Source organism: Pseudoalteromonas sp. D15MCD-2 (genome assembly GCF_038562745.1).
GTDB lineage: Bacteria > Pseudomonadota > Gammaproteobacteria > Enterobacterales > Alteromonadaceae > Pseudoalteromonas.
The window spans coordinates 2,239,687-2,265,318 of record NZ_JBCFQE010000001.1 but is presented as its reverse complement, the minus strand read 5'-3'; the positions used below and the strand labels follow the sequence as shown (position 1 = coordinate 2,265,318).

Here is a 25,632-nt window from a genome sequence, read left to right as displayed (position 1 = left end):
AATTGGTATCTACTTTAGTATTCTCATCATTATTTGATGAATTAACTTCTGGCGAAGTTAACAGCTGTCACTAACAAAGACCCGTTTGGGTTGTATGGTTAAGTGACTAAGCGTACACGGTGGATGCCTTGGCAGTTGGAGGCGATGAAGGACGTATTAACTTGCGATAAGCCTAGTCAAGCTAGTAAAAAGCGCTTGAGGCTAGGATTTCCGAATGGGGAAACCCACCTGCTTGCAGGTATCTTGCACTGAATACATAGGTGTAAGAGGCGAACGCGGAGAACTGAAACATCTAAGTACCCGTAGGAACAGAAATCAACCGAGATTCCGGAAGTAGCGGCGAGCGAAACCGGACCAGCCCTTAAGCTTATTATGTGTTAGTGGAACATTCTGGAAAGTTTGACGATACAGGGTGATAGTCCCGTACACGAAAATGCATCTTAAGTGAAATCGAGTAGGTCGGAGCACGTGAAACTTTGACTGAATATAGGTGGACCATCATCTAAGGCTAAATACTCCCAACTGACCGATAGTGAACCAGTACCGTGAGGGAAAGGCGAAAAGAACCCCTGTGAGGGGAGTGAAATAGAACCTGAAACCGTGTACGTACAAGCAGTAGGAGCCCTTCGAGGGTGACTGCGTACCTTTTGTATAATGGGTCAGCGACTTATATTTTGTAGCGAGGTTAACCGATTAGGGTAGCCGTAGGGAAACCGAGTCTTAACTGGGCGTATAGTTGCAAGGTATAGACCCGAAACCCGGTGATCTAGCCATGGGCAGGTTGAAGGTTGAGTAACATCAACTGGAGGACCGAACCCACTAACGTTGAAAAGTTAGGGGATGACCTGTGGCTAGGAGTGAAAGGCTAATCAAACCGGGAGATAGCTGGTTCTCCCCGAAATCTATTTAGGTAGAGCCTCGGACGAATACTTACGGGGGTAGAGCACTGTTAAGGCTAGGGGGTCATCCCGACTTACCAACCCTTTGCAAACTCCGAATACCGTAAAGTACTATCCGGGAGACACACGGCGGGTGCTAACGTCCGTCGTGAAGAGGGAAACAACCCAGACCGCCAGCTAAGGTCCCAAAGTCATAGTTAAGTGGGAAACGATGTGGAAAGGCCCAGACAGCCAGGAGGTTGGCTTAGAAGCAGCCATCCTTTAAAGAAAGCGTAATAGCTCACTGGTCGAGTCGGTCTGCGCGGAAGATGTAACGGGGCTAAACTATGCACCGAAGCTGCGGATTCAAAATTTATTTTGAGTGGTAGGGGAGCGTTCTGTAAGCCGTTGAAGGTGTACCGGGAGGTATGCTGGAGGTATCAGAAGTGCGAATGCTGACATGAGTAACGATAATGCGGGTGAAAAACCCGCACGCCGGAAGACCAAGGGTTCCTATCCCATGTTAATCAGGGTAGGGTAAGTCGACCCCTAAGGCGAGGCCGAAAGGCGTAGTCGATGGGAAACGGGTTAATATTCCCGTACTTGGTATAATTGCGATGGGGGGACGGAGCAGGCTAAACAAGCATGGCGTTGGTTGTCCATGTGAAAGTGAGTAGGTTGAGAGTTTAGGAAAATCCGGACTCTTAAGACTGAGACACGAGACGAGCACCCAAGGGTGTGAAGTTGTTGATGCCATACTTCCAGGAAAAGCCTCTAAGCTTCAGATTATACCGAATCGTACCCCAAACCGACACAGGTGGTCAGGTAGAGAATACTAAGGCGCTTGAGAGAACTCGGGTGAAGGAACTAGGCAAAATTGTACCGTAACTTCGGGAGAAGGTACGCTCCTATCTGTGATGAGACTTGCTCTCTAAGCGGACGGGAGCCGCAGTGACCAGGTGGCTGGGACTGTTTATTAAAAACACAGCACTGTGCAAAATCGCAAGATGACGTATACGGTGTGACACCTGCCCGGTGCCGGAAGGTTAATTGATGGGGTTAGTTTTCGGACGAAGCTCTTGATCGAAGCCCCGGTAAACGGCGGCCGTAACTATAACGGTCCTAAGGTAGCGAAATTCCTTGTCGGGTAAGTTCCGACCTGCACGAATGGTGTAACCATGGCCACGCTGTCTCCACCCGAGACTCAGTGAAATTGAAATCGCAGTGAAGATGCTGTGTACCCGCGGCTAGACGGAAAGACCCCGTGAACCTTTACTACAGCTTGGCACTGAACATTGACCCTACATGTGTAGGATAGGTGGGAGGCTTTGAAGCAGAAACGCTAGTTTTTGTGGAGCCGTCCTTGAAATACCACCCTTGTAGTGTTGATGTTCTAACGTTGGTCCCTAATCGGGATTACGGACAGTGCCTGGTGGGTAGTTTGACTGGGGCGGTCTCCTCCCAAAGAGTAACGGAGGAGCACGAAGGTTGGCTAAGTACGGTCGGACATCGTACGGTTAGTGTAATGGTAGAAGCCAGCTTAACTGCGAGACAGACACGTCGAGCAGGTACGAAAGTAGGTCATAGTGATCCGGTGGTTCTGAATGGAAGGGCCATCGCTCAACGGATAAAAGGTACTCCGGGGATAACAGGCTGATACCGCCCAAGAGTTCATATCGACGGCGGTGTTTGGCACCTCGATGTCGGCTCATCACATCCTGGGGCTGAAGTCGGTCCCAAGGGTATGGCTGTTCGCCATTTAAAGTGGTACGCGAGCTGGGTTTAGAACGTCGTGAGACAGTTCGGTCCCTATCTGCCGTGGGCGTTTGAGAATTGAGAGGGGTTGCTCCTAGTACGAGAGGACCGGAGTGAACGAACCGCTGGTGTTCGGGTTGTCATGCCAATGGCACTGCCCGGTAGCTACGTTCGGAACTGATAAGCGCTGAAAGCATCTAAGCGCGAAGCAGGCCTCGAGATGAGTTCTCACTAGACTTTTAAAGTCTCTGAAGGGCCGTTGAAGACTACAACGTTGATAGGCAGGATGTGGAAGTGGTGCGAGCCATTAAGCTAACCTGTACTAATTACCCGTGAGGCTTAACCATACAACGCCAAACGCGTTTTATGACAGCGTAACGAACAGAAGTTAAGTTACTAAAGTAGATTTTACGAAGCTGTAAGCCATAAGCTTTAAGCTGTAAGAAAATATCAGATTTCCAGATTTATGTAGGGTGAACCGCAACGCTTAACGCGAAATCAGTTCACCTTGCGCAAAGGACTCGTAAGCGCTACGCGCTTTGTCGAGAATCCTTTCCACGCCTTTTGCTTGGTGACAATAGCGTTTTGGACCCACCTGACCCCATGCCGAACTCAGTAGTGAAACGAAACAGCGCCGATGATAGTGTAGCAGCTGCTATGTGAAAGTAGGTCATCGCCAGGCTCCAAATAAGAGAAAGCCCGATTCGAAAGAGTCGGGCTTTTTTGCGTCTGGAGCTTTCAGCTTTCAGCCATCAGACGTCAGTTGAAATGTGGGGTTGTCCTGTACAGAGACTCCCTCAGCAACACCCCCCGTAGGAGGCACTTCAGTGCCGAATTCAGACCATAAAAACACATTCATGGCTAAAGCCATTCCTACGTGATGAGAAGGTTAGACGTTAGATATTAGATGTCAGTTGATCTACCGGGTTGTTAGGTAACTGAGTCACCCTCAGCAACAAACCCCGTAGGAGGCACTTCAGTGCCGAATCTAGACCAGAACAAACACATTCACGTCTAAAGCCATTCCTACAAGTACACTTTGCCTAGAGCCTAGAGCCTAGAGCCTAGAGCCTAGAGCCTAGAGCCTAGAGCCTAGAACCTAGAACCTAGAACCTCCACCTCGCGGCTGATCGCTGACGGCTGAATGCTGATAGCTCTGTGATGTTTTTGTTTTCGCTCCGCTATACCCAACTACGCCAGACCTTAAAACTTTCCCCTCGCTAACTTTCCCCTCGCTAACTCCCAACTTGTGACTCACGAACTTGCTCAGCTACTGTTCATTAAATTAACTTTGCTTTGTTTATGGCTTTGATTTAGGATCAAATCAGTTTAAAAGCAAGAACTAATGGCCTGTGTCTAGATTACTTATTTGTTTATTATTATTATTTTCGAGTGCTTCAACTTTCGCTGTTGAGGTGACTAATTTATATCAAGATACTCTTAAAGTTGCAGACAAATCACGTGATGCTCGTTTGGCAGCAAGCCGTGAAGCACTGCTAAATGTGCTGGTGAAAGTGAGTGGTGATACATCAGCAGATCAAAACCCTGTTGCTAAACAGCGCACGCGTGACATTTCAGATTACATGCTCAAATTCGAATATGACGAAAAAGCTGATGGCAGTTTAAATCTGGTTGTTAAGTTTGAAGCCAATAAGATTAATGCATTAATCAAAGATCTTGGCTTGCCATTGTGGGGGACACGTCGTCCTTTAGTGGCTATCTGGTTAGGCATTGAAGATAACTGGCGCCGTGAACTGGTGACTCAAGAGTCTTATCCGCAGCTTGAACAGCTTATATACGACAAAGCAGGTCGTCGTGGTTTACCTGTGGTTGTGCCATTACTTGATTTACAAGACCGCGCTATTGTTGGCATACCAGAAGTATGGGGTAATTTCTCTGAACCCGTAGAGCGGGCATCGAGTCGTTATAGTGCAGAGCGCAGTATTACTGCAAGAATGTATCAACAAGCTGATTCAGAAACCTGGATCCTAGATTGGCGTTTCACTAATGCAGAATTATTCGATACTAATCGCTTGATGGGTGATAAGCAGCAAATTGTTGCAGATATGATTGACAGTTTAGCAGGTGGCTTAGCAGCAGAATATGCCATTGATCCAACAATGATTGGGCAACTTGCAACAGCAACTTTCTATCTTAAAGGTATTAATAACTTTGTTGATATTGAATTTGCTAAACGCCGTTTAGAGAGCTTAAGTGTTGTTACTCGCGCTGTGATATCTGTACGTACGCCTGATACCGTACAATTTATAGTTAATCATACTGGCAGCATGAACGACTTTAGAAAAGCGTTAGAACTTGATAGTGCCTTTAAAGCCTATCAAGACCCGCGAGATTTTTATCAAGTGGTGAATAGCGACGAACTTGAATATCAGTGGCAGGGGCTTTAATCGCAGTGCAAGAACCAATGCAAATGGCATTGCCAGTTACTTTGCCTGATGATGAAACATTTACTTCTTATTTTGGTGGCGAAAACTCTCTTGAAGTGAGTCATCTTAAAGATGCGTTCACAAAGCTCAGTAATAAATTTCAATATACCTACTTATGCGGTTTAGGTGATTCTGGTAAATCCCACCTATTGTACGCGACCTGTATTCATGCCCAAGAGCGTGGTTTATCAACCATGTTACTTTCAATGCGTGAAGTGATTGATTATGGTCCTGTTGTGCTTGAAGGTCTGGAAAATCTTGATGTGTTATGTATCGATGACGTGCACTTAGTGGCAGGCAACGATGCATGGGAGAAAGGATTATTTAACTTTTTTAATCGCTTTAATGAGCCGGGTAAATACCTTGTGGTCACAGCTGATTTATTACCTGACATGCTGCATATCAATCTTCCTGATTTAGTATCGCGTTTGAAGTGGGGCACAACATTACAAATTCGCTCTATGAGCGATGATGATAAAGCGGAAGCCCTCGTACGCCGTGCTCATATGCGCGGCCTTGAACTAACTGATGAATGTGCGCGCTTTTTATTAACGCGATTAAGCCGCGATATGCGTGCATTATTAGACGTTTTAGACAAACTAGACCATGCCTCAATGGCTGCACAAAGAAAATTAACAATTCCTTTTATAAAATCAACGTTAAAGCTTTAGTAGGGCTAGAATCTAGTCCTTGCTTTCAGTTATCATTAGCTATTACAAAAATCCTTCTGTGAAAGACCAGGTACTCAATGAACTTAGAAAATATTTTAGCGCAAGCACTTGAGGCAGTCGCCAGTGCGAATGAAATCGCGCAACTAGAAGATATCAGGGTTAATTACCTTGGTAAAAAAGGTGAAATCACCAGCTTACTTAAAACGCTAGGCAAGATTGCCCCTGAAGAGCGTAAAGAAGCGGGTCAAGTGATTAACCAAGCAAAACAAGAAGTACAAACAGCCATTAACGAAAAGCGTGAGTTACTAGCAAGTAAGGCTCTTGAAGAGAAACTAGCTGCAGAAACGATCGACGTAACTTTACCGGGTCGTGTTATGCCAACAGGTGGCTTACACCCAGTAACTCGTACTATTGAACGTATTGAAAGCTTTTTTGGTGAGTTAGGTTTTGAGGTTAAATCAGGTCCTGAAGTTGAAGATGATTTTCATAACTTCGATGCGCTAAATATTCCTGAGCACCACCCAGCGCGAGCTAATCACGATACTTTCTATTTCAACCCTAAGCTTGTGTTACGTACACAAACGAGTGGCGTACAAATCCGTACTATGGAAACTGAGCAGCCACCACTACGTATCATTTCACCAGGTCGTGTTTATCGTAACGATTATGACCAAACACACACGCCAATGTTCCACCAAGTGGAAGGCTTAATGGTTGATACAGATGTAAGCTTCACTGAGTTAAAAGGTATTCTGCACGACTTCTTACGTAACTTCTTTGAAGAAGATATGGAAATTCGTTTCCGTCCTTCTTACTTCCCATTTACTGAACCATCAGCTGAGGTTGATGTTATGGGTAAAAACGGCAAGTGGTTAGAGGTATTAGGCTGTGGCATGGTTCACCCTAACGTTCTTAAATCAGTGGGTATTGATCCAGAAAAATACACAGGCTTCGCATTCGGTATGGGTGTAGAGCGCTTGACTATGTTGCGTTACGGCGTAAACGACTTACGTGCATTTTTCGAAAACGATTTAAAATTCCTAAACCAGTTCCGTTAAGAGTGAAGATATAAAATGAAATTTAGTGAAAAGTGGTTAAGAGAGTGGGTTAACCCAGCAATCGACACACAGGCTCTTTCGGAACAGTTATCAATGGCTGGTCTTGAAGTTGATGGTGTTGAGCCTGCAGCAGCAGAGTTCACAGGCGTTGTTGTTGGTGAAGTTGTTGAGTGTGGTCAACACCCTGATGCTGATAAATTACGTGTAACTAAAGTAAACGTAGGTGGTGATGAGCTACTTGATATCGTGTGTGGTGCACCTAACTGTCGTCAAGGTTTAAAAGTAGCTGTTGCGACAGTTGGCGCTGTATTACCTGGCGACTTCAAAATTAAAAAAGCCAAACTTCGTGGTCAACCTTCACACGGTATGCTGTGCGCATTCGTTGAGTTAGGTATCAGCGAAGAAGGTGATGGCATCATGGAATTACCAAGTGATGCACCAATCGGTACAGATTTACGTGAGTACTTAAGCCTAGACGACAACATTATTGATGTTGACTTAACACCTAACCGTGGTGATTGCCTAGGTATTAAAGGCCTAGCGCGTGAAGTAGGCGTACTTAACAGTGTTGATGTAAACACACTTGAAATCGCACCAGTTGCTGCAACGATTGATGACAAAATATCGATTGAGCTTGTGAATGATGACGCGTGTCCTCGTTATTTAGGCCGTGTAATTAAAGGTATTAACCTTGATGCAGAAACACCACTTTGGATGGTAGAGAAGCTTCGTCGCAGTGGTATTCGCTCAATCGACCCTGTTGTTGATGTAACAAACTACGTGTTATTAGAGCTAGGTCACCCAATGCACGCATTTGATTTAAATGCGATTGAAGGTGGTATTAAAGTACGTAGCGCAAACGCGGGTGAAGAGTTAGTCCTGTTAGATGGCAACACAGCTAAACTAAACGAGTCTACGCTTGTTATTGCTGATCACAACAAAGCGCTTGCTATTGCAGGTATTTTTGGTGGTGAAAAATCAGGTGTAACTGAAGCAACATCAGATATTTTATTAGAAAGTGCGTTCTTTAACCCTGTCGCTATTGCTGGTCAAGCACGTAGCTACGGTTTACACACTGATGCGTCACACCGTTACGAGCGTGGTGTCGATTTTGCACTGCAAAAAGATGCAATGGAACGTGCGACAGCATTACTTCTTGAGATTGTTGGCGGTGAAGCAGGCCCAGTTGTTGAAGCAGTCGCAACTGACAAATTACCAAAAGTAACAGAAGTACGTTTACGTCGAGAGCGTTTAGACCGTGTTATTGGCCACCACATTGATGATGCAAAAGTAACTGACATCCTAACGCGTTTAGGTTTAGACGTGAAAATTGTTGATGGTGTATGGAGTGCTGACGTACCTAGCTATCGCTTTGATATTCGTATCGAAGAAGATTTAATTGAAGAAGTTGCGCGTGTTTACGGCTATAACAGTATTCCTAACGTTGCACCAACTGCTAAATTAAAAATGACTAACCATGACGAGTCACATGTTACGGTTACTAAATTCCGCAATACGCTTGTTACTCGTGGTTACCAAGAAGCAATTACTTACAGCTTCGTTGATCCAAAAGCACAAGCAATTTTACACCCGCAAAGTGATGCGCTTGTATTGCCACACCCAATTTCGGTTGAAATGTCGGCAATGCGCGTGAGCTTGATGCCGGGTCTATTAGCGTCTCTAGTTTATAATCAAAACCGTCAGCAACCACGTGTACGTTTATTTGAGCACGGCTTAAAATTCTTACGTGACGAAAATGCTGAAAACGGTGTAAACCAAGTTGCTGTCATTGGTGGTGTAATCTCAGGTCTTGCACACGGTGAACATTGGGTTCAAGAGAAGCGTAGCGTTGATTTCTATGATTTAAAAGGTGATGTTGAAGCACTTTTAGCGATTAGCAATGATTCATCACGTTTTGAGATAAAAGCAGAGCAGTCTGATGGCTTACACCCAGGCCAATCAGCCGTTATTTATGTTGATGGTAAAAAAGTAGGTTTCTTTGGTGCAGTGCACCCACAGGTGCAAAAGTCACTAGATATCAACAACACAGCATTTGTGTTTGAAATCGAAATGTCTGCACTAGAAAAAAGAAAATTACCAGAAGCAGTGGCAGTGTCGAAATTCCCGTCAAACCGCCGTGATATCGCGATTTTAGTGGAAGATCACGTAAAATCTGGCGATATTTTAAATGTCATAGAAAAAGTTGGCGGAAATCAATTGGTTGACCTAAACTTATTCGATGTGTATAAGGGCAAAGGTATTGAGCCAAATTATAAGAGTTTGGCGATTGCTCTAACACTGCAAGCGGTTGATAGAACGCTCGAAGAGAAAGATATCAATCAAGTAGTTGATAATGTGGTGGCCGCACTGGCCGAACAATTTAACGCATCGTTGAGGGACTAGATATGGCGCTTACTAAAGCCGACATAGCTGAACACCTATTTGAAAAACTCGGGATCAATAAAAAAGATGCCAAAGATTTAGTTGAAGCGTTTTTTGAAGAAATCCGCTCAGCGCTAGAAAAAGGCGAGCAGGTTAAGCTCTCTGGATTTGGTAACTTTGATCTTCGAGACAAGAAAGAACGTCCAGGCCGCAATCCGAAAACAGGTGAAGATATTCCTATTTCGGCGCGCAGAGTTGTGACTTTTAGACCAGGTCAAAAGCTAAAAACTCGTGTAGAAGTTGGCACAAGCAAAGCAAAATAAGAAAAGGCAGCGTTAGCTGCCTTTTTTATTTATCTGAGCACTGCACATTAGCGAGTTGGAATTATCAAAACCCGCGTGGTGATACGAAGCTTCCTTCTTGGATACTGTCGTAGGTTTTTTGTGCTAAATCATCTAAGCTGCCTAGGCTTTTGCCTGCGGCAGCGAGTTGATGCTCAATAGGTAAAATATCGACATCTTCATACCCTGATAATTGTGCTACACGTGCAAAGGTGTAGGCATGTTTATACTTTTCGTGTTTGTAGAATAAGCTCACAAGAGTAGGGTAGATCTCAGGATTGGGTGCTTCACCTGCTTTATTTAACTCTAGCGTTTTGTAGAGCAAATCAATGGTTTTTTCATCATCAAACTTCACGTAGTAGCTTGCCAAGAAAAACTGCATTTCGGCATCTTCAGTCACCCGTTTATCTTGCTTTTCTTCCAAGGCGAGCAATTTAGTTAACGCAGATTGGTCGTTATTACGCGACCAATGGTAATACAATAAACCTGGGTGGTCAGTATTTTTGGTATATTGAAAGATTCGAGTCATTTCTTTGATGCTTGTTAAATGACCTTCAACACGAGACGTGGTTTTTTCTTTTAGTTTTATGTGCTCAATCTTGGCGGCAAGCGATACACATTGATCGTATTTCTCAAAGTCTTTTAATAATTGGTATTTGTTTTCGTCTGTTGGTGACTTATATTCAACATAACGTTGAATGATGACCTCGGCACGTTGCTCTTTACAGTGACTGTCTTTATTTAAATCACTGCAGAAGCCAGGTGTTTCGTCGCACACTTTCGCTAGTGTAAGCGGATCTTCACAGCCTGCTAATGCCAATAAACCAAGCAACACGCTTGCTCTTAATAACATTCCTTAACCTCTACTTAATTTGTACTACTTTATTCTAGCGCAATGATTTGTTCTGTAACAGTGGAGAATCGTTCGAGTTTAAATTAGAATACCCCTGCCTGAGATGTGTTGCTCTCAAATCACAACACATTTTTTAAGGCTATCCGTTCAAAATTGTTTAATTAGGTAAAAAAAATGACCTCATCTCACGAGTTAGAATACACAAGCAGCTGGCAAGAACGTCAAGATTACGCAGAAAGTATGCAACCTATTATTGGTAGACTTTACCGTAATCGTGGTATCGAAATCGCTGTATATGGCCGTCCTCTCGTTAATGCCAGTACAATCGATATCATCAAAGCACACAAAACAGTTGCTCAGTTTGAAGGTACAAAACTACGTTTACGTGAAAGCTTCCCTTTCTTAGAAGCAATTAGCAAAATGGACTTAAACTCAGCACGTATCGATATTGGTAAACTAGCGTATGGTTATTTGTTTAACGATGCTGCGAAAGGTCGCTCAGTTGAAGAATACTTAACTGACGAACTAGCAGAAATCGCAAACTCAGAGCGCAAAGAGCCACGTGATGTTGTGTTATACGGTTTCGGTCGTATCGGTCGTTTATTAGCTCGTCTATTAATCGAAAAGTCAGGTCCTTATGCAGACCTACGTTTACGTGCAATCGTTGTACGTGGCGGTAAAGACGGCGACTTAGAAAAGCGTGCAAGCTTACTTCGCCGTGACTCTATCCACGGTCCATTCAATGGCTCAATCACAATTGATAAAGAGCGCAATGCAATTAAAGCTAACGGTAGCTACATTCAAGTTATCTATGCTAACTCTCCTAGCGAAGTTGATTACACAGCTTACGGCATCGAGAATGCACTTGTTGTTGATAACACAGGTATCTGGAAAGACGAAGCAGGCCTTGGCCAGCACTTAGAAGCAAAAGGCGCAGCAAAAGTATTATTAACTGCACCAGCTAAAGGCAACATCAAAAACATCGTATACGGTGTAAACAACCAAGATATCAAATCTGAAGATAAGATTGTGTGTGCAGCAAGCTGTACAACCAATGCTATTACCCCTACGTTAAAAGCACTTAACGATAAGTTTGGTATCAAAAACGGTCACGTTGAAACAGTTCACTCGTACACAAATGACCAAAACTTAATTGATAACTACCACAAAGCTGAGCGTCGTGGCCGTGCTGCTGCACTTAACATGGTTATCACTTCAACAGGTGCTGCAAAAGCGGTTTCTAAAGCTTTACCTGAGCTTGAAGGTAAACTAACTGGTAACGCTATCCGTGTTCCTACGCCAAACGTATCAATGGCTATCTTGAACTTAAATCTTGAAAAAGGTACAACTGTTGAAGAACTAAATGCGTTCTTACGTGAAACAGCACTTCATTCAGACCTTCGTGATCAAATCGATTACACAGCGTCTACTGAAATCGTATCGACTGACTTAGTAGGTAGCCGTTACGCAGGTGTTGTTGATTCACAAGCGACAATCGTAGATGACAACCGCGTTGTACTTTACGTTTGGTACGATAATGAGTTTGGTTATAGCTGTCAGGTAGTACGCTGTATGCGTGATATGGCTGAAGTAACTTTCCCAAGCTTACCTCGCTAATACCTAAGTTATAAAGAATCTAGAAGCCAGCATTATGCTGGCTTTTTTAGTCGTGAAAGTTTTTGCAAATTTTCAGCATGTGATAGGCTGTTAAGGGTCTACACCATATTACTAACAAAACGTTCTAACTACAGAGCGTTGACTTAATTCTTAACTAACAAGCGAATAGCTAAGAATTATTTTTAACCAATAGGTTTATAGAATGAAAATCACCAGCAATTTTGACAGTGGTAATATCAAGGTTATTGAAGCCGTTGATCCACTGAATATTCAATTAGAAATCAATAAAGACAATCAGTCTGATTTTTTCCAGTGGTTTCACTTTCGTCTTGAAACAACTGCGTTTCAAAACCATAAATTACACATTAATAACCTAGAGAACTCAGCATACCCTGATGGCTGGGAAGGTTATCATGCGGTTGCATCATACGACCGTCAAACTTGGTTCCGTGTACCATCAGAGTACGCAAACGGCACACTATCATTTGAAGTAGAGCCTGAGTGTAGCAGCATGTACTTTGCTTACTTTGCGCCATACAGCTATGACCGCCACTTAGATTTACTTGCATGGGCACAAAGCCAGCATGCTTGTGAATTAGAAACATTAGGCGAAACCCTTGATGGTCGTGACATGAGTGTTTTACGAGTGGGTATTCCTAGCAGTGAGAAGAAAAAAATCTGGATCACGGCGCGCCAGCACCCAGGCGAAACTATGGCTGAGTGGTACGTTGAAGGTTTACTTCATAAATTACTTGATGATGAAGACCCACATGCAGCGGCACTATTATCTAAAGCGGTATTCTACATCGTGCCAAATATGAACCCAGATGGCAGTGTGCGTGGTCACCTACGTACTAACGCTAAAGGCGTTAACTTGAACCGTGAATGGCAAACACCGAGCATGGAAAATAGCCCTGAAGTTTTCTTAGTGCTTAACAAAATGCGTGAAACGGGCCTTGATATGCACTTAGATATTCATGGTGACGAGGCAATTCCTTATAACTTTGTTGCGGGTAGTGAAGGTATCCCAGGCTACGATGATCGCTTAAAAGAGTTAGAAGATAGCTTTAAAGCTGCGCTTTTAACTGTGACGCCTGAGTTCCAAGACGAACATGGTTATCCAAAAGATGAGCCGGGCCAGGCTAACTTAACTGTCGGTTCTTCTGCTGTCGCGCATGAATTTAATGCATTAGCTTACACGGTAGAGATGCCATTTAAAGATAACGATGATTTACCAGATCCAGATTACGGCTGGTCAGACCGTCGCTCGTATCAATTTGGTCAAGATACGTTAGCGGCTATTGTTAACGTGGTTGATAAATTAAGATAACGAACCTTACGGGCATCAGCAAAACTGATGCCCGTAATTGTATCTGTTGACTGAAAAATGACGGTGTAGAGCAGGATGCATCAAATGTTAACGAGGTAGGTACATTTAGCATATTGAAAATTAACTGTTAACAAACTTGGTGGGTTTAAGTTAATATTCAATATGTTCAGCTGTGAAGTAACAAAATCTCATTTTTATTTCTCACAGTCATCGTGTCGCGCATTCTCACAAGCTCACGCTGAGTATCGTAACTAACAATAAAAAATATAATCATAGAGGATATCCATGGAAGCTTTAGTAAGCGCCGTTAATGACATAATTTGGAGTAGTGCACTCATTTATTTATGTCTAGGTGCAGGTCTGTTTTATTCCGTTTTAACCCGATTCGCACAAGTTAGACATTTTAAAGAAATGTGTAAATTATTGCTTAGCTCTAATAATTCAGATACGGGTATTTCTTCGTTCCAAGCACTTGCTGTATCGTTATCAGGCCGTGTAGGTGTCGGTAATATTGCCGGGGTTGCTGCAGCAATCGGCTTTGGTGGTCCAGGGGCGATTTTTTGGATGTGGATAGTTGCGTTCCTTGGCGCAAGTACTGCGTATGCCGAGTCAACTCTTGGTCAGATTTATAAATCAGAAGAAGATGGTCAATATCGTGGTGGTCCAGCATTTTACTTCGACCGCTGCTTACAGCAAAAGTGGTTAGCCGTATTATTTGCAGTATCGGCGATTATTGCTTGTGGTGTGTTCCTTCCGGGCGTTCAAGCGAATGCGGTAGGTAATGCATTCACACAAGTTTTTGGTGAAGGCACATTGGTTAGCACCAGCTTTGGTGAAGTAGGTAGCTTTAAGCTTGTTGCTCTTGCAATCATCTTAATTGTGCTTGCATTTATCATCTTTGGTGGCATTAAACGTATCGCAAACTTCACACAAATCGTGGTGCCATTTATGGCACTAGGTTACATCGTGTTAGCTTTAATCGTGGTGTTCTTAAACCTAGATAAAGTGCCAGGTATCTTCTCAATGATCTTATCTGATGCATTCACCGCGCAAGCAGGCTTTGGTGCTGCTATTGGTTGGGGTGTTAAACGTGGTATTTACTCAAACGAAGCAGGTCAAGGTACGGGTCCACATGCAGCATCAGCTGCTGAAGTTGATCACCCAGCTCAACAAGGTTTAGTGCAAGCATTTTCTGTTTATGTTGATACCATTTTTGTTTGTACAGCAACGGCGTTAATGATTCTAATCACTAAACAATACAACATTGTGGGTGAGTTACCTGCAGGTCAATTCATTGTGCAAAACGTTGATGCTGCAACAGAAGTAGGCTCTGCTGCTTTCACACAAATGGCATTATTTAGCGTATTTGGTGGCTTTGGTGAAGCATTCGTTGGTATTGCTTTATTCTTCTTCGCATTTACCACAATTCTTGCTTATTACTATATTGCTGAAACGAACGTTGCTTACTTAAACCGTTATTTCAAAGGCAATATTCCACTGGTTATTGTTAAGCTTGTCATCATGTTTATGGTGGCTTACGGCATGGTAAACAGCTCTGGTTATATCTGGAATATTGGTGATATTGGCGTAGGCTTAATGGCCTGGATCAACATTGTCGGTATTTTGGCTATTTTCTTTGTGGCAAAACCTGCCCTTAACTGCTTACGTGATTACGAAGATCAAAAGAAAGCCGGTGGCGAAATCACTTTTGATCCAGTTAAATTAGGCATTAAAAATGCGACTTTCTGGGAAAAGCGTCTAGCTGAAAAGGCGAAACAGAAACAATAAATCAGGTTTTTGAGTTTTTGTAGTGAATTTAGTTGTGCAGGTTTTCGAATCTTCACAAATGAATGAAATTCAAATAAGACATCGACTCATAAAACAAGTACAATAAAGGGCGCCTAAAGGCGCCTTTTTTATGCGTAGTATGGAGAAAGATATGGCGATTATTAGTTGCCCGCAGTGTGCAAAATCAATATCTGACAAACATAAGCAATGCCCGCATTGTGAATGCCAAGTCACCGATCTAAGCAATGAGCAATTGCAGCAAATGCAAAAAGAAACGCGCATTCGTAGACAACAAAAGTTTATGAATCAGTCTTTCCTCGCACTGATTTTATTTTTAGGGGGCTTTTTCTGTTATTACTTTATGCACCCCGAAGCAAAGTCTCTTGAGTGGTATGCCTATACATCGGCAATGGCAGTAGGTTTTGTGTGGTATCTTGTAAGCCGCATCTATTTAGTTGTTTTAAAAAAGAAAAAGTAACATGAATATTGATCACATCGTTAAAAATATCACCCCAGAAGTATTTGAACGTCTTCAGTATGGTGCCTCAACGGGTAAGTGGCCTGACGGCACTCCTTTGTCTGAAGAACAAAAACAACAAACCGTTCAACTCGTGATGCTTTATCAAGCTAAAGTTTCGCAAAGCAATGAGCAGTTTACCATTGGCGCAAATGGTGAAATGGTGCAAAAGAGCAAAGCTCAATTGCAAAAAGAATTCGCATCAGAAAATGAAATAGCTAGGTTTAGTGAAAATGATCTTTAAACACCTGTTTACTCCAAAGTGGAAGCATCCTAAAAACCAAGTGCGTTTAGCTGCGGTAGAACGTCTTGATACAGAGCGTGACCTTAGCATCTTAAATAGCATTGCCCTTGAAGACAGCTCAGCTGAGATCCGCAAAAAAGCATTAAACAAAGTGAACGATATTGTTTTATGGTGGCAAGCATACAAGCAAGACCAAGCACTTAAAGACGTTGCAGAACAGCATATTAACCAAGCGGTTTTAAATACCGATAGCCAGCTAGATGCAAATATCAAAAATGAATTTATTGAGCGTTATGCACCAGTCAAAACTCTTGAGAAACTCGCCTTTGCAGAAAAAGAACTTCAAGTTCGCGTTAAGTTATTAAAGCGTTTAGCAAACCCAAGCTTAATTGATAAAGCTTTTAAAGAAGGCCGTGAAGAGCTGCAATTGCAACTTGTTGAGCTTGTGATTAATCATCAACTTGCTAAATCACTATTAAAGCATGCAAAAGGTGAGGCACACACACAACTGGCGACTCATCTTGACAATGAACGCTTAGCGATAGAAATGCCTGCCAAAGTAGAAGCTGATACACGTGTAGTATTAGCAAAGCTTAATGCGCTTCGTGATAAAAATGACTTTCAGTTAGTGTCGATGCAACATGCTGAGTTATTACAGCAGTGGCAAGCTATCGAACTAAAATGGCTGAGCGATGAGCAAGTAAGCACGTTAGATAAGAAATATTCAGCTATTACGCAAAAGCTTGAATCTCATATTGCAGTTTTAAGTAAAGAGCATGAAGCAACGCAGCAAGCGTTAGCTGAACAACAACGTCAGGTATTAGCACTGGCAAGTCTTGAAGCAATTGGCGAAGAAATTGAAAATGCATTGCAATTAGGCTTAGAAACGCCAGAGCAAATTCAGCAAGATTGGCTCGAGGCAAAAGTTGCAGAGGCAAAAGATGCGTTAGCAGAGGCGAACTTATCTGAGAACAAACATGTTAGTGATGTAAAACTGCACTTAACAAATTTATTTAACCAAGTCGAACAGTTACCGCAACTGGTTAGTGCTATTGCTGAGTTTAAAGGGGCATTTGATCAATTAAACTCAGTTGCGACAACCGAAGACGAAAGCGAGTTTGACGGGCTAAAACAGCAGTTTGAGCAACAGCAAAAATTAGCACGCAAAAAGCTGGCAAGTATTCCTAGTCGTTTACAGGGTCGCTTTAAAGCCAATTTAGCTGAAGTAGTAAACAGCTGGCAGCAAGCGATGGCACCGCTGACGAATAAGTTTGAGAAAAATCAACAAACAGCGAAGCGTAAAGCTCGTGATGTAAAACGCTTAATTGACCAAGGTCGCTTTAATGTTGCCTTTGGTGTGTTTAAAGGTTTTGAAGAGCTATACGCAACACTTACAGACTATTACAAGCAGCCATTAAATAGCTTGAAAGCTGATTTAGAAACACAGTTAGCCGAAGCAAAAGATTGGCAAAAATACGCATCAGCGCCAAAGCGTGATGCATTACTTGTTGAAGTAAATGAACTTGTTGCAACCGAGTGCACTGACCCTAAACAACGCGCGGAGCAAGTTAAACAGTTACGTCGTCGTTGGAATGAGTTAGGGCGTTTAGATACTGATGCAGAAAAGCAACAAGGCGAGTTATTCGATCAACAAATTGAATTACTGTTTGCGCCGTGTCGTGAGTATTTCGCAGAGCAAGAGCAACAACGTGAGCAAGCTAAAGCACAGCGCGTTGAAATAATCTCGCAAATGCAGCAGTTAACAGAGCTTGATACCTCTTCTGATGAGTTTGATTGGAAGCAGTTTGAAAGCAAGTTTAACCGTACCGCTAAAGCGTGGCGCTCTGCAGGTAACGTCGATCCTAAAACATATCGTGAACTACAAGCGCAATTTAAAGCTGTGCAATCACAAGTTCAAGGTCAACTTGTTGCATTTCATAAAGCAAATGCTGAGCAAAAAGCTGCACTTGTTGAGCAAGCAACACAGTTATCGCAAAGCGATGATTTAGCTGCTGCGTGCCAAGAGCTAAAAGCACTTCAACAAACATGGCAGACTATTGGCTTTGCTGGAATGAAAGCTGAAAACACTTTATGGCAGCAATTCAGACGAGTTAATGACGACACCTTTGCTAAGCGCAGTGCCGAGTTTGAACAGCAAAAGCAAGTTCAGCAACAAAATGACGAAGTTGCCGCAGAGCAATTAAGTGAGCTTGAGTCTGCACTTGAGACCGTGGTGCACCTTGCACAGCTTAAAGATTTAACAGTGAAGCTTGCAGAGCTTGAGTACTCAAAAGCATTATCGGCACGCGTGACTCAGTTAGAGGCAGCGATTAGCGCAAAAACAGCGCAGATCAGTAAGCAAGCAGAGCAGTCTAAGTTAACGGCTTTATTTGCTGCTCTTGAGAGCCACAGTGAACTGCCTTCACAGTTTCAAGCTTCATTAACAACTAGGCTAAACGCTGCGCAGCTGTTAACTCGTATCGAAATTCTGGCAGGCGTAGAATCGGCCGATAGTCAGTTACGTATGACAGAGCAAGTTGCGATGTTAGATGATAAACACCGTGGTGAGCACGCAGATGTTTATTATTACTTAAAGCAATTACTTGCAGTCAGTGAGGGTTCAGTTTCAGCTGACACACTAGCAAGGCTTAAAGCAATATTTGCAATTTAACGAATAAAACCGCTTTTTAAAGCGGTTTTTTTCCGTGTGTTTTTGAGGAAAACAATGAGAATTTTATTACTACTTACCTGTTTATTTTTAGGAGCATGTAAAAGTACAGACCAAGGGATGTCTGTTTACTCGTTTACCAATTCTGAGATTGAAGCAGCACTTGCTAATCAATTACCAAAACTAAGTGAACAGATTAAGCTGATGGGCTTACCAGTTGATTTTGCAGTAAACGACCTGAGTGTCAATGTTGGCCCAGATAAGCGTGATGTGGTGGTTTTAGGAGCTGATTCTAGTGCTGTTATCAAAGCGTTTGCGCTTAAGTATCCAGTACGCTTAAAACTACAAATTGAAGGCAGCCCATTTTATGACAGCGAGAAAAAAGCGGTCTTTTTACGTAATGTAAAACTGGTTGATACAACAATCGACACCGCGGGTTTTAAGGGCAGCTTAAACTTATTAGATGACCAAGCAATGCAAGTGATTAACGGCTTTTTAGCGGTTAACCCTGTCTATAAGCTAAATATGAACGACCCTAAAGTCGCACTGTTGAGCAAACTACCATTAGATATGAAAGTATCTCAGGGTGAAATTATTTTAGTGCCCACACTGTAAAACTATTTGATATTTTAAAGCGGCTTCTAGCCGCTTTTTTTGTAATTGCTTGTTAAGCATGTTCAACCTTGTCATAATTGCTCGTGATATTTCGCGAATTGAGTGATAGCTATGATCAAGGAATTTTTAAACGACCCCACATTACTGCTAAATGCCGTAGGTGAAGGTATTTATGGCTTCGATTTATCGGGTAATGCAGTTTTTGTAAACCCTGCTGCGGAGCGCATGACAGGCTGGAAAGCAGACGAACTCCTTGGCAAAAAAATACATCAATATCATCATCACACTCGTAAAGATGGCTCACCATACCCGGCGGATGAATGCCAAATATATTGCACTATGTTCGATGGCAAACACCGTCATGTAAACGATGAAGTATTCTGGCGTAAAGATGGAAGCTATTTTGCTGTTGAGTATACTTCAACGCCAGTTTATAAAAATGGTGCCTTGATTGGGGCAGTCGCGATTTTTCGCGATGTATCCAAACAACAGCAAACAGAAGTGGCGTTGCGTGATGCCTTAGCACAAGTTCAGCACTTATCTGAGCAGCTACAAGCTGAAAATGCTTACCTGATTTCAGAGTTAAATGAAGATTGGCAAGACTCTGGCTTAGTTGGGCAAAGTCATTCATTTCAAAGTATGCTCGAGCAAATTACCTTGGTAAGCCAAACCAATAGTACGGTTTTGATTTTAGGTGAAAACGGCACGGGTAAAGAGCTGGTGGCACGAAACCTTCACCGCTTGAGCAATCGTGCTGAGCAACCTTTCATAAAAGTAAACTGCGCGGCGTTTTCCGCCAACTTAATTGAATCTGAGTTATTTGGTCATGAGAAAGGGGCGTTTACTGGCGCTAACGAACGCAGAAAAGGGCGTTTTGAACTGGCTGATAAAGGCACTTTATTTTTAGATGAAGTGGCAGAGCTGCCATTAGAGGCGCAAAGTAAATTACTGCGGGTACTACAAGAGCAAGAGTTTGAGCGTGTCGGTGGTAGTCAAACTTTAAAAGTCGATATCCGAGTGTTGGCTGCAACAAATCGTAACTTGTGGCAAATGGTTGAGCAGGGTAGCTTTCGAATGGACTTGTATTATCGCCTAAATGTGTTTCCTATTCGTGTGCCTGCGCTTCGTGAACGCAAGGAAGATATTCCACTACTTGCAGCAAATATTATTACGCAGTTAAACAAGCGCTTAGGTAAACAGTTAAAAGGGCTAAGCAAAGCAACACTCACTAAATTGGCTAATTATGATTGGCCAGGTAATATTCGTGAGCTACAAAATATCCTTGAGCGTGAAGCTATTTTGTCTAAGCAAGCTGTATTACAGCTGTCTGCACCTTTGAGTAACGAGCAATCAAATGAGCAGGTGGTTTCTCTTGATGCTGTACAAAAGCAGCATATTTGTGAGGTGCTAAAACGCTGTAACGGGCAAATATCAGGTGAAAATGGTGCTGCAACCTTGCTGGGCCTGCCAGAAAGTACCCTTAGATCAAAGATGAAAAAGCTAGCGATAAAGCGTTGATTCGTGATATACCGCGAGCATTCGCGATATATCGTGCTTTTGAATGTTCAAATATAAATTTAACCATTTAATATCAATGACTTACTTTTAATTTATGTTGGCCTGATTGTTGCTCTGTCAGGTTATTACCGACACAAAAGTAAGTAGCAAAATGAAATTTGATATTAAAGAGCAAGACTTAATCATCAAGCCCTACAACCAAGAAGGGCCAATTTATATTCGTGAGCAAAAGGGGTATTTCCAACGTATCCGCCGTTACTTAGGCTGGGTGCTAATGCTGACGTTCATCGCCATTCCGTGGATCCCCTATGATGGCCGTCAAGCTGTTTTACTCGACGTAGCCAGCCAAAAATTTACTTTATTTGGCTTAACGCTATTACCACAAGATTTTATGATCTTAGCCATGTTATTTATGACAGGGGCGTTTGCTTTGTTTTTCGTCACTAACTGGTTAGGTCGTGTCTGGTGTGGTTACACTTGCCCACAAACAATTTGGATGCTGATGTTTACTTGGGTCGAACATAAAGTGGAAGGTAACCGTAATCAGCGTATTAAACTTGATAAAGCTGATTGGTCAGTGAGTAAATGGCAAAAGAAAATCACTAAGCATGCAGCTTGGCTGTTGATCTCTTTGCTTACATCTATGTCATTTATGGCTTATTTCATCCCTGCTAAGTCTCTATACATGAGCTTATTTACCTTAGAAATGTCTGGGATCGTCAGCTTTTGGGTATTCCTGTTTGCTTTTTGTACCTATGGCAATGCGGGATTCTTACGTGAAAAAATGTGTACTGTCGCATGCCCTTATTCACGTTTTCAATCAGTAATGTTTGATAAAGACACGTTAGTTGTTACCTACGATCAAGCGCGAGGGGAGTCTCGTGGTGCGCGTAAGCGTAAAGCCGATCCTAAAGAGTTAGGCTTAGGTGACTGCGTAGACTGTAACCTATGTGTTGAAGTATGCCCAGCCGGTATCGATATTCGTAATGGCTTGCAGTATGAATGCATAAACTGTGGCTTATGTATTGATGCGTGCGATAGCACGATGGAAAAATTCAACTATCAAAAAGGCCTGATCAGGTACGCCTCTGAAAAACAAATGGAAGGCAAAACGACCAATCCATTTAGGTTAAAACTGCTTGGCTATGGTGGTTTAACAGCGCTGTTTGTCGTTGGCATGGTTGTGTGGATGGCAATGCGTACACCTATTGAGGCTTCTGTCATTCGTGACCGTAATGCCCTGTACCGTGTAAATTTTGAAGGCTTAGTAGAAAACCCATATACCTTATCAATTATCAACAAAACACAGCATAGCTTGAGCTATTCAATTGGCATCAGTGGTATTGAAGAAGCAAGCTTACAAGTGCCTGAAACGATAACTGTTGAGGCAGGTCAGATGAAGCGTGTGCCTGTCACTGTGGTTGCAGATGGCTACGAGCTGAAATCAAAAGTAACGCCTATCAGTTTTCACATTCAAGCATTAGAAGATGCTGATATCGCAATAACTAAAGAAACTAAGTTTTACCGAGATTAACCTCAATCACGGCTCCAGAAACGAAAATGGCTTGTTTTTAACAAGCCATTTCTGCAAATTCGAGCTGCTTAAGCACATAAGCCTTAGCGCTGTCTAAATCATCAAATAAACAGTCCATTATTTGAATCGGTGATTGCGCTTGTGCAATGATGCGTTTCATCTGATTAAGCACAATAGACGAGCTAAACATATAAGCGGTGGCTATACAGTTAGTGCCTTGCAGAGCACGAAATAAATGCGTGAAACCACGTTCAGCATCAGGGGTGGTAGCAAGTAATTGGGTAGAATGACTAATATATGCCCACGGCTTTCCAGCTAAAGCAGAAATATGCTTTTTTAAATCGACTGCAAAGTCATTGACCAAACGTGCGTTAATATTACCAGAAAATTGCCCAATAATAATTGGACCATCAGTGATGATACTGACACTGCCATAGTGATTCTTAAATTCCAATTTGCTTCCCTTTTGAATTAAAAAGAGCGCGAATTTTATACAATTCTATGTATGTGTCTAGTTATTTAGTATACAAATTTCAAAAAACATAACTTTTTCATTAAATTTATATATGTGTAAATTTTATCTAGTTATTCAAGGTTGGGGTGGATAAATCATTCACCCCAGATTTAAAATATAACTAACTATTTGTTAACAATATAGTTCAAAGCACCGGTAATTGAGGCTACTTGTGCATCAATACAAATGTCGTCATTTGCCTGTGGGCTATCAGGGTAAACCTCTGTTGTTGTGACATATTCTGCATCGGTTAAGCCCATACATAACCCCAGTTTTTTCGCTTGGTAATTAATCACACCAAATTGAGTTTGTGGCACACCAATCAACTGGTTATTCTCATCACTTGGTGCGATGTGGGTTACTTTCTCAACTGATTTTATAATCGCTGTTTGAAATGCATCATGCGGACGCTCACTATCAGCGACAAGATAAAAGCCATCAGGAATGTTCCAGTTATCGTGGGTCGTTGCATCACGTGCTGCTAGAGCAGGGCGAAACTCACTATTATCAGTGTCTGTCGTTTCATGTAGGTCAATATGCACATAAGGTGCAATAGCGTTGTCGGCTAAATACTGCATAATTGCTGCAGACTCTTCAGCTGGGCTATCTGCATAGAATGAGCGATTTGGATCCGTGGCATTTGGATTCCAGCGGTTAATCGTTTCATAACCCCAAGGGCTGATACACGGAGCCACTAAAATATTAAAGTCAGCAAAGTAGTCTTTGGCACTTCTCTTAGCAAACGCTAAAGCACCATGCACACCACTTGTTTCATAACCATGAACACCACCGGTAACCAGCACAACCGGTTTATTAGCTTGCCATTGCTTGCTCTTTAAAATGTAAAGTGGGTATTTGTCTCTGTCGTAACTCAATGCGCCATATTGCTCAATATTGAAATCGCTTGATAAAGAGTTTAGTTGCGATACAACATCATCTAAATAGCTACGCTTTACTGACTGTAATTCAAACCATGCTTTCTTATCTGCGTCGTTCCACGGTTTACCTGGGGTTCCAATAGGGTAACTCATAAAATACCTTGTTGTGACTTGCTGCAAAACGCCAAGCTTATCTAAGCTGTTAAGCTGCTGCAACTAGATAAGCTCAGTAGTAAAGTTACCTTGCTCGTACAGCTTTGCATGATGATGCTTATGGGTCTCAAATAAGTATTTACGCAGTGCATCTTCACCCTGACACACTTTCACTATTTTTCCGGCAATCCCTTTACTGGTCGTTCGTATTAGCTTTACGCTAAGGATAACGTGTTCTTCACTAGGTAAATTAAATGCCAACAGTATCTCTTTATTAAGATCGGGTGATTGACGCTTCGGCTTGAGTAACACGCCCGTACTTGATAAAGACAATATTTGAAATTGTTCGGTGTGTATTTCAAGATCTGGCGTACGCCAGCTGCGTTCGATGCCTTTGGTATCTATTACTTCTGGTGCGCTAAGTACAGGGATCAGTTGGCCATTCTCGTCCTAGCTAAATTCAAGCGGAAACCACAACTGATAAATCCCTACTTCAGCCAGTAGTGTCAGTTTGGCATTGGTAAGTAAACCATTTAATTTATCAGGCAAATTAAGCCTAACAGACATTTTTGTATCGGTTGGATCGCTATCAGTCCGTTCAGCCTCGAATAAACGGTTGAAAAAAGAGAGTTCTTGTTCGGATAAATGTGCCATATAAAGCTCCTTTTAAAGCACGCTTACTTATATGTATCATAAATTGTTCAAATTATGCACGTATAATGAGCATTAATTGTGCCAGCTGCTTTGTGATTTCTTTTGCGGCGTATTTCACTTACACTGATAAAAAAACTAACAAGGATTTTATTTTGTCGAGCCTGACTGGTGTAAATAAAAGTTTAGTGATATTTGCTGCTTTAGTCGTTGTTTTAGCGGGTATTAAAGCCGCAAGTGCGATTGTTATCCCATTTGTGTTGGCAGCCTTTATTGCCATTATTTGTAATCCCTTAATTCGTTTCTTTGCCAAATACGGTATCCCTAAAGGGATTGCTGTTGTGTTTGTTATGTTGATGATTGTTGGTGTAGGGATAAGCCTTGCCGGATTGGTTGGGCAATCGATGACCGATTTCTCTGAAAAGCTGCCTGAGTACAAAGCACAACTAAAAGAAGAGTTTGTCTGGGTAGTTAATGTTGCAGCGAGTTATAACATCCTGATTGATAAAGAACAGATTATTTCTTTATTCGATCCGGGCAAAATGATTGATGTTGCAACCAACATGCTCACAGGCCTCGGTGGCGTGATGGCGAACCTGTTTTTGATCATCCTAACCGTGGTGTTCATGTTGTTTGAAGGACCTATGCTGAGCAAAAAAGTGCATTTAGCACTGGATGATCCTGAAATGAAAATGCAGCAGGTTGACCGATTCTTAGATTCAATTAATTCTTATCTGGCTATTAAAACGCTGGTTAGCTTAGGCACAGGTATGCTTGCAGGCTTTATGCTTTGGGCACTTGATGTTGATTACTTTGTACTTTGGGGTGTAGTGGCGTTCATGCTTAATTATATCCCTAACATTGGCTCTATCATTGCTGCGGTGCCTCCTGTGTTACTTGCTTTGATCACTCAAGGCCCACTGGTTGCAGGGTTTATTGCTGGTGGTTATTTAGTTATAAACACGGTGATGGGTAATATCGTCGAGCCGCGTTTTATGGGTAAAGGGCTGGGTTTATCGACGCTGGTGGTGTTTTTATCCTTGATTTTTTGGGGCTGGCTGATGGGGACCGTGGGTATGCTGTTATCAGTTCCATTGACCATGATAGTTAAAATAGCCTTAGAGACTAGTCAAGAAGGGCGATGGCTTGCTACCTTGCTTGGCAATGGCGAAGAGCTAAAACTTGAAGATTAAAAAAGGCGCTTAAGCGCCTTTTTACTT

20 protein-coding genes and 2 rRNA genes are annotated in these 25,632 nt (G+C 42.4%); 17 read left to right on the top strand and 5 right to left on the bottom strand.

Going from position 1 to position 25,632, the window contains the following annotated elements; genetic code table 11:
* The first annotated feature begins 96 nt into the window (after positions 1–96).
* From AADY36_RS10345 to ihfA, 7 genes are all read left to right on the top strand, one after another.
* Positions 97–2,980, top strand: a 23S ribosomal RNA gene (locus tag AADY36_RS10345).
* 220 nt (positions 2,981–3,200) lie between these two features.
* A 5S ribosomal RNA gene (rrf, locus tag AADY36_RS10340) occupies positions 3,201–3,315 on the top strand.
* A 670-nt stretch (positions 3,316–3,985) separates the two neighbouring features.
* Positions 3,986–5,041: a DUF2066 domain-containing protein gene (locus AADY36_RS10335; RefSeq protein ID WP_054561206.1), complete on the top strand. Its 1,056-nt coding sequence runs from the start codon at positions 3,986–3,988 to the stop codon at positions 5,039–5,041.
* The gene (gene hda, locus AADY36_RS10330; RefSeq protein ID WP_171038282.1) at positions 5,041–5,751 is read left to right on the top strand and encodes a DnaA regulatory inactivator Hda; all 711 of its coding nucleotides are present in this window, start codon (positions 5,041–5,043) and stop codon (positions 5,749–5,751) included. The genes AADY36_RS10335 and hda overlap by 1 nt, the downstream gene beginning before the upstream one ends.
* A 77-nt stretch (positions 5,752–5,828) precedes the next feature.
* Positions 5,829–6,809 carry a phenylalanine--tRNA ligase subunit alpha gene (gene pheS, locus AADY36_RS10325; RefSeq protein ID WP_342408950.1) on the top strand — a complete coding sequence of 327 codons (981 nt, stop codon included), beginning with the start codon at positions 5,829–5,831 and terminating at the stop codon, positions 6,807–6,809.
* 15 nt (positions 6,810–6,824) lie between these two features.
* Complete coding sequence (pheT, locus tag AADY36_RS10320) at positions 6,825–9,212, top strand: phenylalanine--tRNA ligase subunit beta (RefSeq protein WP_054561208.1); 2,388 nt, start codon at positions 6,825–6,827, stop codon at positions 9,210–9,212.
* Between the two features lie 2 nt (positions 9,213–9,214).
* Positions 9,215–9,514: an integration host factor subunit alpha gene (ihfA, locus tag AADY36_RS10315; RefSeq protein WP_002960690.1), complete on the top strand. Its 300-nt coding sequence runs from the start codon at positions 9,215–9,217 to the stop codon at positions 9,512–9,514.
* Positions 9,515–9,578: 64 nt separating this feature from the next.
* Here ihfA and AADY36_RS10310 read toward each other — a convergent pair whose 3' ends face one another.
* The gene (locus AADY36_RS10310; RefSeq protein WP_342408949.1) at positions 9,579–10,385 is read right to left on the bottom strand and encodes a DUF2989 domain-containing protein; all 807 of its coding nucleotides are present in this window, start codon (positions 10,383–10,385) and stop codon (positions 9,579–9,581) included.
* Between the two features lie 174 nt (positions 10,386–10,559).
* Here AADY36_RS10310 and AADY36_RS10305 point away from each other — a divergent pair, with 174 nt between their 5' ends.
* From AADY36_RS10305 to ccoG, 9 genes are all read left to right on the top strand, one after another.
* On the top strand, positions 10,560–12,002 hold the full coding sequence (locus AADY36_RS10305) for a glyceraldehyde-3-phosphate dehydrogenase (RefSeq protein WP_054561210.1): 1,443 nt from the start codon (positions 10,560–10,562) through the stop codon (positions 12,000–12,002).
* A 202-nt stretch (positions 12,003–12,204) separates the two neighbouring features.
* Positions 12,205–13,332, top strand: a complete 1,128-nt coding sequence (locus AADY36_RS10300; protein WP_054561211.1) for a M14 family metallopeptidase — start codon at positions 12,205–12,207, stop codon at positions 13,330–13,332.
* 285 nt (positions 13,333–13,617) lie between these two features.
* A complete protein-coding gene (locus AADY36_RS10295; protein WP_054561212.1) occupies positions 13,618–15,120 on the top strand; it encodes an alanine/glycine:cation symporter family protein in 1,503 nt (500 codons plus the stop codon).
* 151 nt (positions 15,121–15,271) lie between these two features.
* Positions 15,272–15,598, top strand: coding sequence for a hypothetical protein (locus AADY36_RS10290; RefSeq protein WP_054553080.1), 327 nt, complete (start codon positions 15,272–15,274; stop codon positions 15,596–15,598).
* 1 nt (position 15,599) lies between these two features.
* On the top strand, positions 15,600–15,881 hold the full coding sequence (locus AADY36_RS10285) for a YeaC family protein (protein WP_054561213.1): 282 nt from the start codon (positions 15,600–15,602) through the stop codon (positions 15,879–15,881).
* Positions 15,871–18,552, top strand: coding sequence for a DUF349 domain-containing protein (locus AADY36_RS10280; protein WP_054561214.1), 2,682 nt, complete (start codon positions 15,871–15,873; stop codon positions 18,550–18,552). Before AADY36_RS10285 ends, AADY36_RS10280 begins: the two co-directional genes overlap by 11 nt.
* 54 nt (positions 18,553–18,606) lie before the next feature.
* A complete protein-coding gene (locus AADY36_RS10275) occupies positions 18,607–19,164 on the top strand; it encodes a DUF1439 domain-containing protein (RefSeq protein WP_054561215.1) in 558 nt (185 codons plus the stop codon).
* Positions 19,165–19,275: 111 nt separating this feature from the next.
* On the top strand, positions 19,276–20,682 hold the full coding sequence (locus AADY36_RS10270; protein ID WP_054561216.1) for a sigma-54 interaction domain-containing protein: 1,407 nt from the start codon (positions 19,276–19,278) through the stop codon (positions 20,680–20,682).
* A 151-nt stretch (positions 20,683–20,833) separates the two neighbouring features.
* Entirely contained in the window at positions 20,834–22,216 is a 1,383-nt protein-coding gene (gene ccoG / locus AADY36_RS10265) for a cytochrome c oxidase accessory protein CcoG (RefSeq protein ID WP_054561217.1), read from the top strand.
* A gap of 37 nt (positions 22,217–22,253) precedes the next feature.
* Here ccoG and AADY36_RS10260 read toward each other — a convergent pair whose 3' ends face one another.
* The 4 genes from AADY36_RS10260 to AADY36_RS10245 form a co-directional block, all read right to left on the bottom strand.
* Positions 22,254–22,670 (bottom strand): hypothetical protein, encoded by a 417-nt coding sequence (locus AADY36_RS10260; RefSeq protein ID WP_054561218.1) that lies wholly within the window; start codon positions 22,668–22,670, stop codon positions 22,254–22,256.
* Positions 22,671–22,855: 185 nt separating this feature from the next.
* A complete protein-coding gene (locus AADY36_RS10255) occupies positions 22,856–23,761 on the bottom strand; it encodes a M14 family metallopeptidase (RefSeq protein WP_054561982.1) in 906 nt (301 codons plus the stop codon).
* Between the two features lie 63 nt (positions 23,762–23,824).
* Positions 23,825–24,094 (bottom strand): hypothetical protein, encoded by a 270-nt coding sequence (locus AADY36_RS10250; protein WP_342408948.1) that lies wholly within the window; start codon positions 24,092–24,094, stop codon positions 23,825–23,827.
* A gap of 117 nt (positions 24,095–24,211) precedes the next feature.
* Positions 24,212–24,415, bottom strand: a complete 204-nt coding sequence (locus AADY36_RS10245) for a hypothetical protein (protein ID WP_342408947.1) — start codon at positions 24,413–24,415, stop codon at positions 24,212–24,214.
* A 152-nt stretch (positions 24,416–24,567) separates the two neighbouring features.
* On the opposite strand from AADY36_RS10245, the gene AADY36_RS10240 reads away from it, so the two are divergent.
* On the top strand, positions 24,568–25,605 hold the full coding sequence (locus AADY36_RS10240) for an AI-2E family transporter (protein WP_342408945.1): 1,038 nt from the start codon (positions 24,568–24,570) through the stop codon (positions 25,603–25,605).
* Positions 25,606–25,632: the final 27 nt, after the last annotated feature.